The sequence below is a fragment of the Bacillus sp. TH17 genome, from assembly GCF_016651125.1.
GTDB lineage: Bacteria > Bacillota > Bacilli > Bacillales > Bacillaceae_G > Bacillus_A > Bacillus_A mycoides.
Map to the genome: position 1 here is coordinate 865517 of NZ_JAEKEN010000001.1, position 15351 is coordinate 880867.

The 15351-nt window shown below is 36.2% G+C and carries 19 protein-coding genes; 12 read left to right on the forward strand and 7 right to left on the reverse strand.

The window, feature by feature from the left end; genetic code table 11:
* Positions 1-62: 62 nt before the first annotated feature.
* The 5 genes from JFT95_RS04270 to JFT95_RS04290 form a co-directional block, all read right to left on the reverse strand.
* On the reverse strand, positions 63-1223 hold the full coding sequence (locus tag JFT95_RS04270) for an FtsW/RodA/SpoVE family cell cycle protein (RefSeq protein ID WP_002030401.1): 1161 nt from the start codon (positions 1221-1223) through the stop codon (positions 63-65).
* A 130-nt stretch (positions 1224-1353) separates the two neighbouring features.
* The gene (locus JFT95_RS04275) at positions 1354-2280 is read right to left on the reverse strand and encodes a glycosyltransferase family 2 protein (RefSeq protein ID WP_002030400.1); all 927 of its coding nucleotides are present in this window, start codon (positions 2278-2280) and stop codon (positions 1354-1356) included.
* Between the two features lie 6 nt (positions 2281-2286).
* Positions 2287-3045 (reverse strand): class I SAM-dependent methyltransferase, encoded by a 759-nt coding sequence (locus JFT95_RS04280; RefSeq protein ID WP_088038889.1) that lies wholly within the window; start codon positions 3043-3045, stop codon positions 2287-2289.
* Positions 3046-3269: 224 nt separating this feature from the next.
* On the reverse strand, positions 3270-4115 hold the full coding sequence (locus JFT95_RS04285) for a TylF/MycF family methyltransferase (RefSeq protein WP_002186420.1): 846 nt from the start codon (positions 4113-4115) through the stop codon (positions 3270-3272).
* 123 nt (positions 4116-4238) lie between these two features.
* Positions 4239-5135: a BclA C-terminal domain-containing protein gene (locus JFT95_RS04290; RefSeq protein WP_201051536.1), complete on the reverse strand. Its 897-nt coding sequence runs from the start codon at positions 5133-5135 to the stop codon at positions 4239-4241.
* Positions 5136-5300: 165 nt separating this feature from the next.
* Here JFT95_RS04290 and JFT95_RS04295 point away from each other — a divergent pair, with 165 nt between their 5' ends.
* The 10 genes from JFT95_RS04295 to JFT95_RS04340 all read left to right on the forward strand — a co-directional run bounded on the left by JFT95_RS04295 (position 5301) and on the right by JFT95_RS04340 (position 13334).
* The gene (locus tag JFT95_RS04295) at positions 5301-6398 is read left to right on the forward strand and encodes a tetratricopeptide repeat-containing glycosyltransferase family 2 protein (protein WP_002125963.1); all 1098 of its coding nucleotides are present in this window, start codon (positions 5301-5303) and stop codon (positions 6396-6398) included.
* 155 nt (positions 6399-6553) lie between these two features.
* A complete protein-coding gene (locus JFT95_RS04300; protein ID WP_002125965.1) occupies positions 6554-7243 on the forward strand; it encodes a class I SAM-dependent methyltransferase in 690 nt (229 codons plus the stop codon).
* Complete coding sequence (locus JFT95_RS04305; protein WP_002140852.1) at positions 7240-7926, forward strand: glycosyltransferase family protein; 687 nt, start codon at positions 7240-7242, stop codon at positions 7924-7926. The genes JFT95_RS04300 and JFT95_RS04305 overlap by 4 nt, the downstream gene beginning before the upstream one ends.
* Before the next feature lie 11 nt (positions 7927-7937).
* Positions 7938-8618, forward strand: a complete 681-nt coding sequence (locus tag JFT95_RS04310; RefSeq protein WP_044437801.1) for a glycosyltransferase family protein — start codon at positions 7938-7940, stop codon at positions 8616-8618.
* Positions 8619-8632: 14 nt separating this feature from the next.
* The gene (locus JFT95_RS04315) at positions 8633-9370 is read left to right on the forward strand and encodes a sugar phosphate nucleotidyltransferase (RefSeq protein WP_201051538.1); all 738 of its coding nucleotides are present in this window, start codon (positions 8633-8635) and stop codon (positions 9368-9370) included.
* Between the two features lie 8 nt (positions 9371-9378).
* A complete protein-coding gene (gene rfbC / locus JFT95_RS04320) occupies positions 9379-9924 on the forward strand; it encodes a dTDP-4-dehydrorhamnose 3,5-epimerase (RefSeq protein ID WP_201051540.1) in 546 nt (181 codons plus the stop codon).
* Positions 9925-9939: 15 nt separating this feature from the next.
* Entirely contained in the window at positions 9940-10911 is a 972-nt protein-coding gene (gene rfbB, locus JFT95_RS04325) for a dTDP-glucose 4,6-dehydratase (RefSeq protein WP_002125972.1), read from the forward strand.
* 11 nt (positions 10912-10922) lie between these two features.
* Positions 10923-11777, forward strand: a complete 855-nt coding sequence (rfbD, locus tag JFT95_RS04330; RefSeq protein ID WP_002011383.1) for a dTDP-4-dehydrorhamnose reductase — start codon at positions 10923-10925, stop codon at positions 11775-11777.
* Positions 11778-11885: 108 nt separating this feature from the next.
* A complete protein-coding gene (gene fabI, locus JFT95_RS04335; protein ID WP_002011384.1) occupies positions 11886-12656 on the forward strand; it encodes an enoyl-ACP reductase FabI in 771 nt (256 codons plus the stop codon).
* Between the two features lie 147 nt (positions 12657-12803).
* Positions 12804-13334 carry a CotO family spore coat protein gene (locus JFT95_RS04340; protein WP_201051543.1) on the forward strand — a complete coding sequence of 177 codons (531 nt, stop codon included), beginning with the start codon at positions 12804-12806 and terminating at the stop codon, positions 13332-13334.
* 48 nt (positions 13335-13382) lie between these two features.
* On the opposite strand, the gene exsY is transcribed toward JFT95_RS04340, so the two are convergent.
* Positions 13383-13847 carry an exosporium assembly protein ExsY gene (gene exsY, locus JFT95_RS04345; RefSeq protein WP_002140857.1) on the reverse strand — a complete coding sequence of 155 codons (465 nt, stop codon included), beginning with the start codon at positions 13845-13847 and terminating at the stop codon, positions 13383-13385.
* A 124-nt stretch (positions 13848-13971) separates the two neighbouring features.
* Between exsY and JFT95_RS04350 the strand changes: the two genes are divergently transcribed.
* Together JFT95_RS04350 and JFT95_RS04355 are read left to right on the forward strand one after the other, a co-directional pair.
* Positions 13972-14331 (forward strand): DUF1360 domain-containing protein, encoded by a 360-nt coding sequence (locus JFT95_RS04350; RefSeq protein ID WP_002140858.1) that lies wholly within the window; start codon positions 13972-13974, stop codon positions 14329-14331.
* A 164-nt stretch (positions 14332-14495) separates the two neighbouring features.
* A complete protein-coding gene (locus tag JFT95_RS04355) occupies positions 14496-14681 on the forward strand; it encodes a hypothetical protein (protein ID WP_033708144.1) in 186 nt (61 codons plus the stop codon).
* Positions 14682-14757: 76 nt separating this feature from the next.
* Here the strand turns inward: JFT95_RS04355 and exsF are convergent, their stop codons facing one another.
* Positions 14758-15261 (reverse strand): exosporium protein ExsF, encoded by a 504-nt coding sequence (exsF, locus tag JFT95_RS04360; RefSeq protein WP_002011391.1) that lies wholly within the window; start codon positions 15259-15261, stop codon positions 14758-14760.
* Between the last annotated feature and the right edge of the window lie 90 nt (positions 15262-15351).

Below are 15351 nucleotides of genomic sequence, written 5' to 3' on the forward strand. Positions count from 1 at the left end.
ATTTTTTCATTAGTATATCTAAAATGGAAATAGAAAAAAACCATACCGTTTTTCGATATGGTTCATTTAAACATAAAGATTTTAGTTCTTGAGCGTACGTTTAAAATAAATCCAATAGCAACCATATATGTGAGCAGTGAACTCCCGCCGTAGCTCATAAGCGGTAACGTTATTCCTGTAATAGGGAGTAAACCAATTGTCATCCCAATATTTTGGAATACTTGGAACGTAAACATTCCAATTGTACCAGCGCAAATATAACTACCGAAAGGTTCATTGCTTTCTAAAGCGATATGGATCATTCGGTAAATGAGTAAGAAAAAAAATGAAATAATAACACTTGCTCCTAAAAAGCCGAATTGTTCAGCGATATTTGTAAAAATAAAATCTGTATGTGGCTCTGGAAAATATACTTGTCTATTTTCCCATCCTTTTCCTTGCATCTCTCCTGATCCAGTAGCTAAAAATGCTTGTCTTAATTGGTATCCTTGTGCGTCATATTCATAAGGTGCAAGCCAACCATAGAAGCGATTTAATTGATATTCTTTTAGAATGTGCTCTTTAAAGAACTCTGTATGCGTGAAATAAATATATGTTAAGGTAGAGCCTATGGCGAAAATACCGGAGGTTAATCCGAGGATAAAGCGCCAACGTATACCAGAAACTAAAACCATTGTTGCAAGCATCGCTGAAATGACCATTGTGTTTCCTAAATCAGGTTCTTTTGCGATTAGAAGTAGTGGAGGTAAACTAGCTGCAAATATTTTTAAAAGTAAAATGAAATCTTCACGAGTTGTCCGAAAAAGGTATTTTTCATTGTGATTCGCTATAATTCGCCCAACGACGATAATCAAAAATAATTTCATAATTTCAGAAGGCTGAAAATTTCCGATGCCTGGAAGTCTGTACCACGCGGTAGCCCCTTTAATTGTAACGGCGCCAGGAACTTGAAGTTCTAGGCCAATTAGAAGTATGAGTGCAAAGCTATATAAATACCAAGCAATTTGTTTATAGCGATCGAAATCAATAACCATAATAACACCAATGGCGATAAATCCAATGGCATACCATTGGATTTGTTTTAATACAAAATTTACGTTTTGTAAAAATGGTGGTAAAGAAGCTTGTGCACTTGCGATAGCAAAGCAGCTAACAATCCCAATGGCAAATAAAATGAATATTAATATGTAGTCTATTTGATATTGAGTGTTCGGATCTTTCACTGTATGAATTCCTTTCTACTGCTCTCTATATTAGTGGGTTTTAGTTGGTGCATCACATAGTTTAAAAAGAATGTATGAACTATACGCATTATTCACGTAAAGCTCACACATTTTATTTTCGCAGAATAGACTAATGATGTAGCTCTTTTATAATTATGTCCAAACAATGGGAAAGACGTACATGTGCATCTGGAATGAGGTTTGGTAGCTGGCTATAATATTCTAAGGAACCTTTACACCATTTATAAGCGCTAATTAGACCTAGTCTATAATCTGTATTATCTTGTAAAAATCCGTATTCTTTTGAAGTTATAACGAGGTGCGTAAAATCCTCAGATCCTTCAAGGAGTTTGCTGTGTATTTGTTGCCCAGTATGGTAGCGAAATTGGCTTAAAGGTTCGGATATGTATACTGCGTCTCCTTTAGAAAGTAAGGAAATCCATGATGCCATATCGACACTACAAGAATAGTGCCTTCCTTTTAGTGTGCCGAAAGGTTCAGTGAGTAACTGTTTTCTAAATAGAATAGTTGTAGGCTCACCGATAATGTTATGTCCACCTTTTAACATCCAGTCGCCTAAAAATATTCCGTTTAATTGAATGTCTTCGCTATATAATCTTTGTGTTGGATGAGCATCTCCAATTAAATTCCCGTGATCATCAATACGTACTCGATAAGAAGTTATAAGAGCGAGATTTTTATTTGTGTCTTGCTCAAAATAAGCCATCATTTTTTGTATTTTATGATTATAAAACACATCATCGTCCATTAAAAAATTTATATACTCCCCATTAGATTTCTCTAAGAGCATAAGATCGTTATGAAATTGTCCTAAAGTAGTGGTATTTCGAATGTATGTTATGTTTTTATAATTAGGTAAATACTGTTCATTTATTAAGATTTCTGTTTCATCATTTGTACTATCGTCGCCTATAATAATTTCAATGTTTGGATAAGTTTGTGCTAATGCACTTTCTAGAGCAATTTTGAAATAATGTGGTCGATTATAAGTGGGAATAAGGATGGAAACGAGAGGTGACTTTTTTTTATTATTCATACGAAACTACCTTTCAGAAGCTTTTTTTGTAAGAACGATATCTTGATAACTTGTATATTCATTTCTGCCGCACCATAAACCATAATGCGGTTGATTAATTACCTCTAAGCCATGTTTATTTAATAAGGTGCGGATATCTTCTTCAGGATAGGCAACTGCGAAATTAGGAATATCTTTATTCACAACATAACAATTTTCAATTTGATGATAAAAACCTAATGTACTTAGCCCAGAATTTAAGTAATAGGATGATTCAGGGTTAATGAGAAAGAAGGTAATAAAACATCTCCCATCTTTTTTTAGAACACGTACAATCTCAGATACGTAATGTTCTAATTCTTTCGGAAGGAGATGGGTAAATACAGAAGTTAAAAAAATAAAATCGAATGAATCGTCTTCATATGGAAATTTGTATTGAGAAGCATCTTCTTTTCCTTCTGGGTTGTAGAATTGATTATATATATCAACGTGTTCAAAATGGAAATTGCTACGGGCAGTTGAAATATTATTTTTGCACCATGTAATGCCATCTTTAAATAAATCAAATCCATAATAAGCTCCATCATCACCTAAGTAATTCATTAATGGAACCGCCATTCGACCGACACCACAACCTACATCTAACACTGTTTCATTGGATTTTAAACTACCAATTTGAATAAAATGCTTTATGAATTCTTTTCCAACCTTTTGAAAGTCGCCACCTACATATTGGACGAGTTCGGGAGGTGGGATTAATGCGATTTTTTTTTCAAGCTCGCTCATAATTTCACTCCTTCCTTGTAGTAAATAGGGAACCAACATTTTTAACATGCAGCTAACATTTTATAGTGGGAGGGGAAACGATATTAGAACTGTTGCGATATGTAAAAAGCTCCCTAAAACAACTGGAAATAGTAATGGGAGCTTTTGTTTTTATTTATCATGCTATTGGCGAAGGCTAATAATTAGTGTGAGATGGAGAAACCCTAACTGAATAAAGTTTCGCCCTATTCTTTTCGCCAATAAACCCCGAATACATCAATTTTAGTAATAGGAGCTTTTAAGTTTCTTTGATTTCTAAAGTCTGTCACGGCCTCTGCACAAGCTGGTAGTCCATAGTCATCAATAATAATATAGCCGCCCTTAGAAACTTTATCGTATAAGTTCACGAGACCATCCATTGTGGATTCGTACATATCACCGTCAAGGCGTGCAATTGCAATTTTTTCTATTGGTGCTGTTGGTAAAGTATCTTTAAACCAGCCTTTTAAAAATTTTACTTGATCATTTAATAAATCATATTTTCTAAAATTCTCTTGTACTTGTTCTAAAGAAACGCGTAAGTAATCGAAAGAGTGTAAATAATCTCCGTAATCTTTCGGATAGTGTTCTAAATTCGGTGTTGGCAAACCTTCAAATGAATCTGCAACCCACACATTACGATCAGTAATGTTATTTGCCTGTAAAAAACCATTCATAAAAATGCACGATCCCCCGCGCCACACACCTGTTTCAATAAAATCACCTTCTATATTTTCACGGACAACTGTTTCCAGTGCTTCATGTAATTGATTCATTCGTTCCCGGCCGATCATACTGTGTGCTGCTCTGGGCCAATCCATCCCATCTTGACGTTCACTTTTTAAAACATCTGGTTTCACAATTTTCAAGTTATGGTTTTCAGCATATTGCTTAATGAATAAAGGAAGTGGTACGGTAACTGGTTCATATGGGAGTTCCTTAGAAATATGTAATGAAGCAGGTAAGTATGGCTCATACTCTAGCCATATTTCAAATAAAATTGTTTTCTTTAACAACTCGAGATAAAGCTGAACAGCAAATTTATTTTCCATATTTGTGCCTCCTGCAAAATGTCATACAACAATATGATTATGTAGATAGTGAAAGTTTCATGCTTGAATTCATAATTGAAAAAGCAGTAAAACTGATATCAGTTTTACTGCTAAGTAAAAAAATTAAGCGATTTTTTCAATAATAATGGATGCACTTGTACCAAGAGCTAGAGATAATCCAAGTCCTGTAACGACAGCTTCAACCATTGATGGCGTTATTGTAATTTGTGTAATTGCCTGGATAACGAGAGGCGCTCCAAGTGAGATTAAACTTGTTCCAGCGCCAGGTATATTAACGCCGTTCACTTGAATTGCAAGGCTACCTAATATACTTACTGCTGCAGTATATGCGATAACAGTAATTTTATAGAATCCAGTTTCACTTATGATGAAAGTATCAGCGTCTAATTGAGAAATTGCTGTACCAAACTGAGATCCAACCGTGTTAAACGGTACAGGATCATTAATTCCAAGAGCTAAAGAAATTGTAGCAGAGTTAAATGCATACAATCCTGCTGGAAGTCCTAATCCAGATGGCCCAGTAGGCCCAGTAGGTCCAGTAGGCCCAGTAGGCCCAGTAGGTCCAGTAGGCCCAGTCGCACCAGTTGCACCAGTGTCTCCAGTCGGCCCAGTAGGTCCAGTTGCGCCAGTGTCTCCAGTCGGCCCGGTAGGTCCAGTTGCGCCAGTGTCTCCAGTAGGCCCAGTAGGTCCAGTTGCACCAGTGTCTCCAGTCGGCCCAGTTGCGCCAGTGTCTCCAGTCGCGCCAGTTGTACCAGTGTCTCCAGTAGGCCCAGTCGGTCCAGTCGGTCCAGTCGGTCCAGTCGGTCCAGTAGGCCCAGTAGGCCCAGTAGGTACGGTAGGTCCAGTAGGTCCAGTCGGCCCAGTAGGTCCAGTCGGCCCGGTTGGAAGTGTAAACGGTGGTATTGGTGGTAAAGTTGGACCTACAAGATTAGGATCAAATGCACTAGCTGATAAGAATTCATCAGGATTTAAGCCATCTGAATAATTATTATTTGACATAAATTCACCTCCATAAAGCTTTCATTATATAGTAGATGCAAAATCACAAGAAAATGACACGGACATTTGAATTATTAAAAAGAAATCTTAAATAGCTTGAACAAGTTAAAAAAATGGAAAGTTTATTGTATGTATAACATATGATTGAGTTGGAAGAGGGTGATTATGTTGAACAAGCAAGGAATTACAATTAGTCTATGTATGATTGTTCGCGATGAGGAAAATACAATAGATCGATGTTTGGACGCGGTAGAAAAAATTGTTGATGAAATTATTGTAGTTGATACAGGATCCACTGATCGGACGAAGGAAATTGTAGCAAAATACACTTCTAACATACACGATTTTCCGTGGGTTGATGATTTTGCGGCAGCTAGAAATTTTGCGTTTTCAAAAGCAACGCAAGAATATATATTATGGTTAGATGCTGATGATGTGTTATTAGAGGAAGCTCAAGAATCACTGAAAACATTAAAACGAGAGTTAGATGGTAAAGTTGACGCTGTTTCTATGCCTTATTATCTTGTAATGGATTCTAATGGGAAACCTTTATATTGCACAAGAAGATATCGACTTGTAAAGCGTGAAAAACAATTTCAATGGTTTGGAAAGGTGCATGAGTATTTAGCTGTTTCTGGTGAGATTTACAATAGTAATGTCGCCATTACACATAAGAAAGAAAAAGAAATAACGAATCGTAATTTGAAAATTTTTCAAAATGCTGTAGCAGCTGGAGAAGAATTAAGCCCGAGAGATTTATTTTATTACGGTAATGAATCTATGGATAATCAAAAATACGACGATGCGGTTCTTCTGTATGAAACATTTCTTAATCAAGAGGAAGGATGGCATGAAGAGAAAATTTATGCATGTGGTAAGTTAGGAGATTGTTATGCGAAGTTAGGAGACTGGGAGAAGGCAGTTGAAACTTGTACGAAGTCGTTTCGTTATGGTATTCCTAGAGGAGAGAATTGTACAAGAATAGGATATATATATATGGAACAACAAAAGTATAATGAAGCGATATTTTGGTTTAAGCTAGCAACTGAAGTGCCGCTAGCAGAGGATAGTCCTTTTCACAGTCCGGCTAGTTATACGTGGATTCCATATTTACAAATGTGTATTTGTTATAGCAGATTAGGAGATCAAGATAAAGCTTATTATTATAATGAATTGGCAGCTTCTTATGTTCCGAATAATGCTGCGATTGAATATAACCGTAAATATTTTAGAGGCATCTATGATAAACAATATAAAATGTAATTTGTTCTATTTTTAGGAAATGACTTGTCGCTATTCTAATGATAGTAGAATGGCTATATATTAGATTATCGGTAATGCAACCAATAGAGATGGCATCCTTTGTAGAATATCTTTTGTTTATATTTCAAATTCAATTTGCATAAGGAGTGTGTGAAATGAATCGGGAGAAAAGTTCTTTATACGAAGAAAAATCTGAACATTATTATAATGCGATAAATCCTAATTTATTCAAGCATATAAAAAAGGAATGGCAAGAAGTTCTTGATATTGGTTGCTCGAGCGGTGCATTAGGAGCGGCTATAAAAGAAAATGGAGCACGTGTATCAGGAATTGAGGCGTTCCCAGAGGCTGCCGAAAAAGCGAAAGAAAAACTAGATCATGTTATTTTAGGTGATATAGAAACAATGGATCTTCCTTATGAGAAGGAACAATTTGATTGTGTCATATTCGGGGATGTATTAGAGCATTTATTTGATCCGTGGGCTGTCATAAAGAAAGTAAAGCCATATATAAAAGAAAATGGTGTGATTTTAGCTAGCATACCAAACGTTGCGCACATTTCAGTATTAGCTCCCTTACTCGCTGGAAATTGGACGTATACAGAATATGGCTTATTAGATAAAACGCATATTCGTTTCTTTACTTTTAATGAAATGCTAAGAATGTTTTTAAAAGCAGGATATTCTATTAGTAAAGTAGATCGTGTATATGTTGATCATAAAATATATGAGCCACTTATTGAAGAGTTATATGGAATTTGTAAAAAGTATCGTCTTGGAAGTGGCTTCATGGCTGAGACAGTTGTATTTCAATATATTATTGAAGCAGAAAAATCACAATTATGAGTGCTGCAGAAAAAACAATACTATTTGTTACATGTATAAATGATCGGAAATTGTATGCACAATGTGCGCGACATATATTGAAATTGGCAGTACCTCCTGGGTATACTATACAATTTATGCCGATTCGAAATGCAAAAAGTATGACGAGCGGATACAATCAAGCCATTTCACATCCAGCGAAGTATAAAGTGTATTTACACCAAGATGTCTTTATTATAAATGGAGCCTTTCTATACGGATTAATTCAATTATTTGAGGAGCATGAACATCTTGGGATGATTGGGATGGTTGGATCCCAATATGTTCCTCCAAATGGTGTATGGAACGAAGGGCGTGGGATTGTCGGGAAAGTCATTGGTTATATGAACGATTTGTTTTATATGGCAAGTTTAGAGCAACCATTTCATGAATCGAAAACATTTATTCCTGTGGAATGTATTGACGGTTTATTGATGGCGACACAATATGATATTCCGTGGCGAGAGGACTTATTTGATGGGTTTGATTTTTATGATGTATCCCAATCTTTTGAATTTAAAAAAGCTGGGTATACAGTCGGTGTCCCTGTGCAGCGTGATGCTTGGTGTATTCATTATCATTTCGATGTAAATATGACGAACTATGAAAAGTATAGAAAAGTATTTGTAGAGAACTATATGTCAGATGTGAATAAGGAAGAATAGAGGGCTACAAAATGAAAGATCATACAATATTAGTCGTTGTTTGTGTAAATAATGAAGAGCTTTTCGAGCAATGCGAAAGGCAAATAAGAAACATTGTTGTTCCCCCTGGCTATGTAGTGCAAATTTTTCCGATACGAGATGCGAAAAGTATGGCAAGTGCGTACAATCGAGCACTTTCATATCCGGCGAAATATAAAGTATATATACATCAAGATACTTACCTTATTAATCGTGATATGTTTTGTACCCTCATTTCTCTTTTTAAAGAAAATGAAAAGCTTGGTTTAATTGGAGTAGCTGGTGCTCAGTTTTTACCGAGTAACGGGATATGGTGGGAAGGGAAAAATTTAGTAGGGAAAGTGATTGAGTACAGAAGACGGAATTATCAATTATTAAATTTGGATCTGGGGTTTTACGGAAATCAATCTTTTATGTCAGTGCAAGCAATCGATGGTTTACTCATGGCAACGCAGTATGATATTCCGTGGCGAGAGGATTTGTTTCAAGGATTCCATTTCTATGATGTGTCACAGTCTTTAGAATTTCAAAAGGCTGGATATTTAATTGGTATCCCTAATCAAGCAAATCTATGGTGTATTCATTACAACGGAGATGAGTTTGATGCGGATACATATGAGAAATACCGGGAAATTTTTGTGGAACATTATAAAGAGGTGCTATCTCCATCATAAGGGAGAGATGAAGGATGAAAGGGATTATTTTAGCAGGCGGGACAGGATCGAGATTATATCCAATAACGAAAGTAACGAATAAACATTTACTTCCCGTTGGGCGGTATCCGATGATTTATCATGCGGTATATAAGCTGAAGCGATGTGAAATTACAGATATTATGATTATTACCGGTAAAGAGCATATGGGAGATGTTGTGAGCTTTCTAGGAAGTGGTCAAGAGTTTGGTGTATCCTTTACGTATCGTGTGCAAGATAAGGCGGGTGGGATTGCGCAGGCACTAGGACTTTGTGAAGATTTCGTAGGAAATGATCGGATGGTAGTTATATTAGGAGATAATATCTTTTCAGATGATATTTGCCCGTATGTTGAAGAGTTTACAAGTCAAAAAGAAGGGGCTAAAGTGCTGCTTCAATCTGTAGAAGATCCCGAGCGATTTGGTGTAGCGCATATTAAAGGCCGAAAAATAATTGGAATTGAAGAAAAGCCGAATGAGCCGAAAAGTTCTTATGCTGTTACGGGAATTTATTTGTATGATTCGAAAGTCTTTTCTTATATAAAAGAATTAAAACCTTCCGCAAGAGGGGAACTTGAAATTACAGATATAAATAATTGGTATTTAAAACGAGGAGTACTTACTTATAATGAAATGAGCGGCTGGTGGACTGATGCGGGAACGCATGCTTCTCTTCAAAGAGCGAATACGTTAGCGCGGGATATAAACTTTGGGAAACAGTTTAATGGAGAATAGGTGAAAATATGAAAGTTGTAGAAACAAATTTTACCGATGCGAAATTGTTAGAACCGAGATTGTTTGAAGACGAGCGAGGTTTTTTTACTGAAAGTTATAATAAGAAGATGCTAGAATCGTTAGGGATTACGCATTCATTTCTGCAAGATAACGTATCTTATTCAGCGCATTCGGGGACGATTCGAGGGCTACACTTTCAAAAAAATCCGAAAGCACAAACGAAACTCATTCAAGTTATGCAAGGTGCAATATATGATGTTATCGTTGATTTGCGAAAAGATTCACCTACATTTAAAAAGTGGAGAGGTTATATTTTAAGTGCGGATAATCATAGGCAATTATTAGTGCCGAAAGGATTTGCTCATGGTTTTTGTACACTTGTACCTCATACAATTGTTATGTATAAAGTAGATGAGTATTATAGTGCTGATCACGATTCCGGTTTGTTTTGGGAAGATAAAGAATTATCAATTCCATGGCCGGTAACAAATCCTATCTTGTCCGATAAGGATCGAATATTACCATTACTTCAGGAATATGAAGATAGTTTTTAAGTAGGAGAGTTGTTTATGAATATATTAGTTACAGGTGGAGCTGGATTTATTGGAAGTAATTTCATTCACTATATGTTAAAAAACTATGAAACATATAAAATCATTAATTACGATGCATTAACATATAGCGGGAATTTAAATAATGTAAAGTCTATTCAAGAAAATCCTAACTACTCATTTGTAAAAGGGAAAATCCAAAATGGAGAGCTGCTGGAACATGTTGTTAAGGAACGTGACGTGCAAGTAATTGTAAATTTCGCAGCTGAATCACATGTGGATCGTAGTATTGAAAACCCAATTCCTTTTTATGATACGAATGTAATAGGTACAGTCACGCTGTTGGAGTTAGTGAAAAAATATTCACATATTAAACTCGTGCAAGTATCAACAGATGAAGTATACGGTTCTTTAGGGAAAACAGGAAAGTTTACCGAGGAAACCCCGCTAGCTCCTAATAGTCCATATTCTTCAAGTAAAGCGAGTAGCGACATGATAGCCTTATCTTATTATGAAACGTATCAATTACCGGTTATTATAACGCGTTGTTCTAATAACTACGGACCGTACCAATATCCTGAGAAATTAATTCCGTTAATGGTTACGAATGCGCTTGAAGGAAAGAAACTACCATTATATGGTGATGGATTGAATGTAAGGGATTGGCTGCATGTAACGGATCATTGTAGTGCAATTGACACCGTTTTGCATAAGGGATGTGTAGGAGAGGTGTATAATATCGGCGGAAATAACGAAAAAACAAATGTAGATGTTGTGGAACAAATTATAAAACTTTTAGGAAAAACGAAAAAAGATATTGAATTTGTAACAGACCGTTTAGGTCACGACCGTCGTTATGCGATTGATGCACAAAAAATGAAGAATGAGTTTGAATGGGAACCGAAGTATACGTTCGAACAAGGATTAAAAGAAACGGTGGAATGGTATAAAAACAATGTGGACTGGTGGAAACCACTAAAAGAAAAGTAAGGGGCATGTAGATGAAAGAACGGATTATCATAACGGGAGCGAACGGTCAGCTAGGGAAGCAACTACAAGAAGAGTTGAATTCTGAGGAATATGACATATATCCATTTGATAAAAAGTTATTAGATGTAACAAATATATCCCGAATTAAGCAAGTGGTACAAGAAATAAAGCCACATACAATTGTTCATTGTGCAGCGTATACGAAGGTAGATGGTGCTGAGAAAGAACAGGATCTTGCTTACTTAATAAATGCGATTGGAGCTCGAAATGTAGCGGTTGCTTCACAATTAGTAGGGGCTAAGTTAGTGTATGTCAGTACCGATTATGTATTTCCAGGTGACAAACCGGATGGCTATCATGAATTTCATAATCCAGCACCGATAAATATATATGGAGCTTCTAAATTTGCAGGAGAGCAGTTCGTAAAAGAGTTACATAATAAATATTTTATAGTTCGTACATCGTGGTTGTATGGTAAGTATGGAAATAATTTTGTGAAAACGATGCTACGATTAGGAAAAGAGAGAGAAAACATATCTGTTGTAGCGGATCAAATTGGCTCTCCTACGTACGTGGCAGATTTAAATATGATGATTAATAAGCTCATTCACACTTCTTTATACGGTACGTATCACGTATCCAATAGAGGATCATGTTCTTGGTTTGAATTTGCCCAAAAAATATTTTCGTATGCAAATATGAAAGTGAATGTATTACCTGTTTCAACTGAAGAATTCGGATCGGCGGCTGCGAGACCAAAATATTCTATCTTTCAACATAACATGCTACGATTAAATGGTTTTTTACAAATGCCTACTTGGGAAGAAGGATTAGAAAGGTTTTTTATAGAAACAAAAAGTCATTAACAAATTTATGTTAGTGACTTTTTTGTTTGCCTTTAAGAGGTTTTATGGTACTATAATTATAGTATCAGGTACTAATAACAAGTATAAGTATTTCTGGGAGGATATATCATGGAACTATTACAAGGGAAAACATTTGTTGTTATGGGCGTTGCGAACCAAAGAAGTATTGCATGGGGAATTGCTCGCTCTTTGCATAATGCAGGTGCAAAATTAATATTCACATATGCAGGAGAGCGTTTAGAAAGAAACGTTCGTGAACTAGCGGAAACATTAGAAGGACAAGAATCACTTGTATTACCTTGTGATGTAACGAATGATGAGGAACTTACAGCTTGCTTTGAAACTATTAAGCAAGAAGTTGGTACAATTCACGGTGTTGCTCACTGTATTGCTTTTGCAAATCGTGATGATTTAAAAGGCGAATTTGTAGATACTTCTCGCGATGGATTTTTACTTGCACAAAATATTAGTGCATTCTCTTTAACAGCTGTAGCAAGAGAAGCGAAGAAAGTGATGACAGAAGGCGGAAATATTTTAACTTTAACATACCTTGGCGGCGAGCGCGTTGTGAAAAACTATAACGTTATGGGTGTTGCGAAAGCTTCATTAGAAGCTAGCGTGAAATATTTAGCGAACGATTTAGGACAACATGGCATTCGCGTTAACGCTATTTCTGCAGGACCAATTCGTACGTTATCTGCGAAAGGTGTAGGCGACTTTAACTCAATCTTAAAAGAAATTGAGGAACGCGCACCACTTCGTCGTGCGACGACTCCAGAAGAAGTTGGAGATACAGCAGTATTCTTATTCAGTGATTTAGCACGCGGAGTAACAGGTGAAAACATTCATGTTGATTCAGGATATCATATTTTAGGATAAATATAATAGGAATTAAAGTTTAAAAAGGACAGTCTCTAAACGTTGAGACTGTCCTTTTTAATTGTTCCCAGAAAGAACGATTTTTAACGAAAGTTCTAGCCACGTTATGAATATAACTATAATAGTACACGATTTATCCAGCTACGTATGGAAGTGGGAGGGACGAGTGTGAAGAATAAAAATAAAAGTTCAACAGTTGGAAAACCGTTGTTATATATTGCACAAGTAAATTTAGAACTCGCTGCACCGAAAATAAAAAGAATTATTTTAACGAATTTCGAAGATGAGGATCAAAAAGAGCAAAGTAATAGAAATGAAAGTATTGTAAGTAGTGCTGTGGAAGAAGTGGTAGAACAAGAGAAACAAGAACCACGAGAGGAGCCTAAAGTGGAGGTGGAAGAAAAAGTAGAGGAAGAGGAAGAGGAAGAGCAAGTGAGAACAGTCCCTTACAATAAATCCTTTAAGGATATGGATAATGAAGAAAAAATTCATTTTTTATTAAATCGTCCTCATTACATTCCAAAAATAAGATGTAGAATAAGAACGACGACCGTCTCATATATAGGATCGATTATATCTTACCGTAATGGCATTGTATCCATTATGCCACCAAATAGTATGAGAGATATTCGATTATCTATAGAAGACATCAAAACGATTGATATGGCCGGCTTTTAAATATGTAAAGGTGGTAGAAAGCTTCTACCACCCCAATAGTTTTTTAGTTTACTTAACTATAGAAACGTCGCGTAAGCACTGAATAGCACAGAAGCAGCTTAAATCAACAGTAATGCAAGTAGATGTCGAGATTAATCTTGCATTTGGTATAGCTAAAAACGTACAAATTGGATCGTCGCCAGGTGGTACAGGAGACCCATCACCTAATACTACAGTTAACACACGTAGGACAGCACAGCTATCGTCATCTACGCTTTCTACACGGAAAATTGGAGATTGGCAGTTAGTAAGGCTTGAAGATGGTGCAAATGCCTCAAATGGCGTTCCAGCTTTTGTGTATAAAATAAAAGGGCGTGTATTTGCTACTGCTGCTGTATTGTGTGCTCCTAAAAATGGAATTTCACAACCAGAACCACATGTTGAACTAGAGCAATCTTGTAGTTCATTGATGAATTTTACGACGTCAACTACGCAGTGAGAAGAGCTATGGTGTTTATTTTCGTTACAACTCATTAATGTCACTCCTTATCTTCTTGTTTGTATTTACATTAATAAGATATTGGAGTGGGGGAGATTTGGTCACAATCTTAAGACCTTTTTTTTTAAATAGGCTAAAGAGGATAGGGAAGGTGGAATTATGTTATTTACAAGCTGGCTTTTATTTTTTATTTTTGCGCTAGCTGCATTTAGGTTAACTCGTCTTATTGTTTATGATAAAATTACAGCTTTTTTGCGAAGACCGTTTATTGATGAGTTAGAGATTACAGAGCCTGATGGAAGTGTATCGACTTTTACAAAGGTGAAAGGGAAAGGATTAAGAAAGTGGATGGGAGAATTATTAAGCTGCTATTGGTGTACAGGTGTGTGGGTTAGTGCTTTTTTATTAGTTTTATATAAATGGATTCCTATTGTTGCAGAGCCTGTACTAGCATTATTAGCCATTGCAGGTGCAGCAGCGATCATTGAAACAATTACAGGATATTTTATGGGAGAATAATAAAGTGAAAATTTAATCAGTGTGGGGCATCCCCCGCTAATTATCAGCCCGCACCAATCGGGATAAATCTTTATGATGTTAGAAAAAGCGGAGTTTAAGAGGATGCGGGAACGGAAATAAAGAGTTGTTCATATAGTAAATAGACAGAATTGACAGTAGAGGAGATGTTTGCTGTGAGCAATAATCCAAGGCAAAATTCATATGATCTACAGCAGTGGTATAACATACAGCAACAGCAACAAGCACACCAACAGGCATATCAAGAACAGTTACAGCAACAAGGATTTGTGAAAAAAAAGGGATGCAACTGTGGGAAAAAGAAGAATACAATAAAACAATATGAAGAATGAAACACTCATGTTACGGTGAGTGTTTTTTATTGTAAAAATAAAAAGCGGTATTTCAATTAAGAAATACCGCTTTTTACTAGCTAATTTGTGCAACTGTTAATGCTGCAGCACGGATGTCTACAGTTCCAAGCAGTTCAACTGGTACAATTTGAATTAAGTCACCAGGGTTTAAGTTAATAAGAATAACACCACTGGATACGTCTACTTCACCAGTACCAATAACGTTAGAGCGAACCGCTGTACCTGATCCAGGAATAATGTTAGCTGGTGTACCTAATGATAAGAAGAAACGACCAGCTTCTGGTGCAGTAGGAACGTTATCAAGACTGATCGTTAATGTATAACTGATTTGATAAATACCAGCTACTTGAATTCGAATACCGTCTCCGACACTTACTGTATTATTTATTACAGGAACAGTAATATTTGGGTTTGGACTTACGCTAGGTAATAGTAGTGGTGTGAATAGTGAAGCGAACTGAGGTGCAGAAGCGTTGAAAGCAAAACCGAAGGCAGGTAGTGTACTAGCTGGTTTCGCCTCACAATCAATGTTATTAAATTCGCAATCAGAAGAGAACATGTTTTTCACTCCTTTATCTGTTTCTACTTTTAGTTAATGAAAAGGACAGGTTCTATGTTCTAGACAAGTTCCCAATTTTATAAAAAATAC

Bases quoted from the DNA above. Each gene is read 5' to 3' on its own strand.
- JFT95_RS04275 (WP_002030400.1), bottom strand. From the start codon at position 2,280: ATGAATAATAAAAAAAAGTCACCTCTCGTTTCCATCCTTATTCCCACT.
- JFT95_RS04280 (WP_088038889.1), bottom strand. From the start codon at position 3,045: ATGAGCGAGCTTGAAAAAAAAATCGCATTAATCCCACCTCCCGAACTC.
- JFT95_RS04285 (WP_002186420.1), bottom strand. From the start codon at position 4,115: ATGGAAAATAAATTTGCTGTTCAGCTTTATCTCGAGTTGTTAAAGAAA.
- JFT95_RS04290 (WP_201051536.1), bottom strand. From the start codon at position 5,135: ATGTCAAATAATAATTATTCAGATGGCTTAAATCCTGATGAATTCTTA.
- JFT95_RS04295 (WP_002125963.1), top strand. From the start codon at position 5,301: ATGTTGAACAAGCAAGGAATTACAATTAGTCTATGTATGATTGTTCGC.
- JFT95_RS04300 (WP_002125965.1), top strand. From the start codon at position 6,554: ATGAATCGGGAGAAAAGTTCTTTATACGAAGAAAAATCTGAACATTAT.
- JFT95_RS04305 (WP_002140852.1), top strand. From the start codon at position 7,240: ATGAGTGCTGCAGAAAAAACAATACTATTTGTTACATGTATAAATGAT.
- JFT95_RS04310 (WP_044437801.1), top strand. From the start codon at position 7,938: ATGAAAGATCATACAATATTAGTCGTTGTTTGTGTAAATAATGAAGAG.
- JFT95_RS04315 (WP_201051538.1), top strand. From the start codon at position 8,633: ATGAAAGGGATTATTTTAGCAGGCGGGACAGGATCGAGATTATATCCA.
- rfbC (WP_201051540.1), top strand. From the start codon at position 9,379: ATGAAAGTTGTAGAAACAAATTTTACCGATGCGAAATTGTTAGAACCG.
- rfbB (WP_002125972.1), top strand. From the start codon at position 9,940: ATGAATATATTAGTTACAGGTGGAGCTGGATTTATTGGAAGTAATTTC.
- rfbD (WP_002011383.1), top strand. From the start codon at position 10,923: ATGAAAGAACGGATTATCATAACGGGAGCGAACGGTCAGCTAGGGAAG.
- fabI (WP_002011384.1), top strand. From the start codon at position 11,886: ATGGAACTATTACAAGGGAAAACATTTGTTGTTATGGGCGTTGCGAAC.
- JFT95_RS04340 (WP_201051543.1), top strand. From the start codon at position 12,804: ATGGAAGTGGGAGGGACGAGTGTGAAGAATAAAAATAAAAGTTCAACA.
- exsY (WP_002140857.1), bottom strand. From the start codon at position 13,847: ATGAGTTGTAACGAAAATAAACACCATAGCTCTTCTCACTGCGTAGTT.
- JFT95_RS04350 (WP_002140858.1), top strand. From the start codon at position 13,972: ATGTTATTTACAAGCTGGCTTTTATTTTTTATTTTTGCGCTAGCTGCA.
- JFT95_RS04355 (WP_033708144.1), top strand. From the start codon at position 14,496: ATGTTTGCTGTGAGCAATAATCCAAGGCAAAATTCATATGATCTACAG.
- exsF (WP_002011391.1), bottom strand. From the start codon at position 15,261: ATGTTCTCTTCTGATTGCGAATTTAATAACATTGATTGTGAGGCGAAA.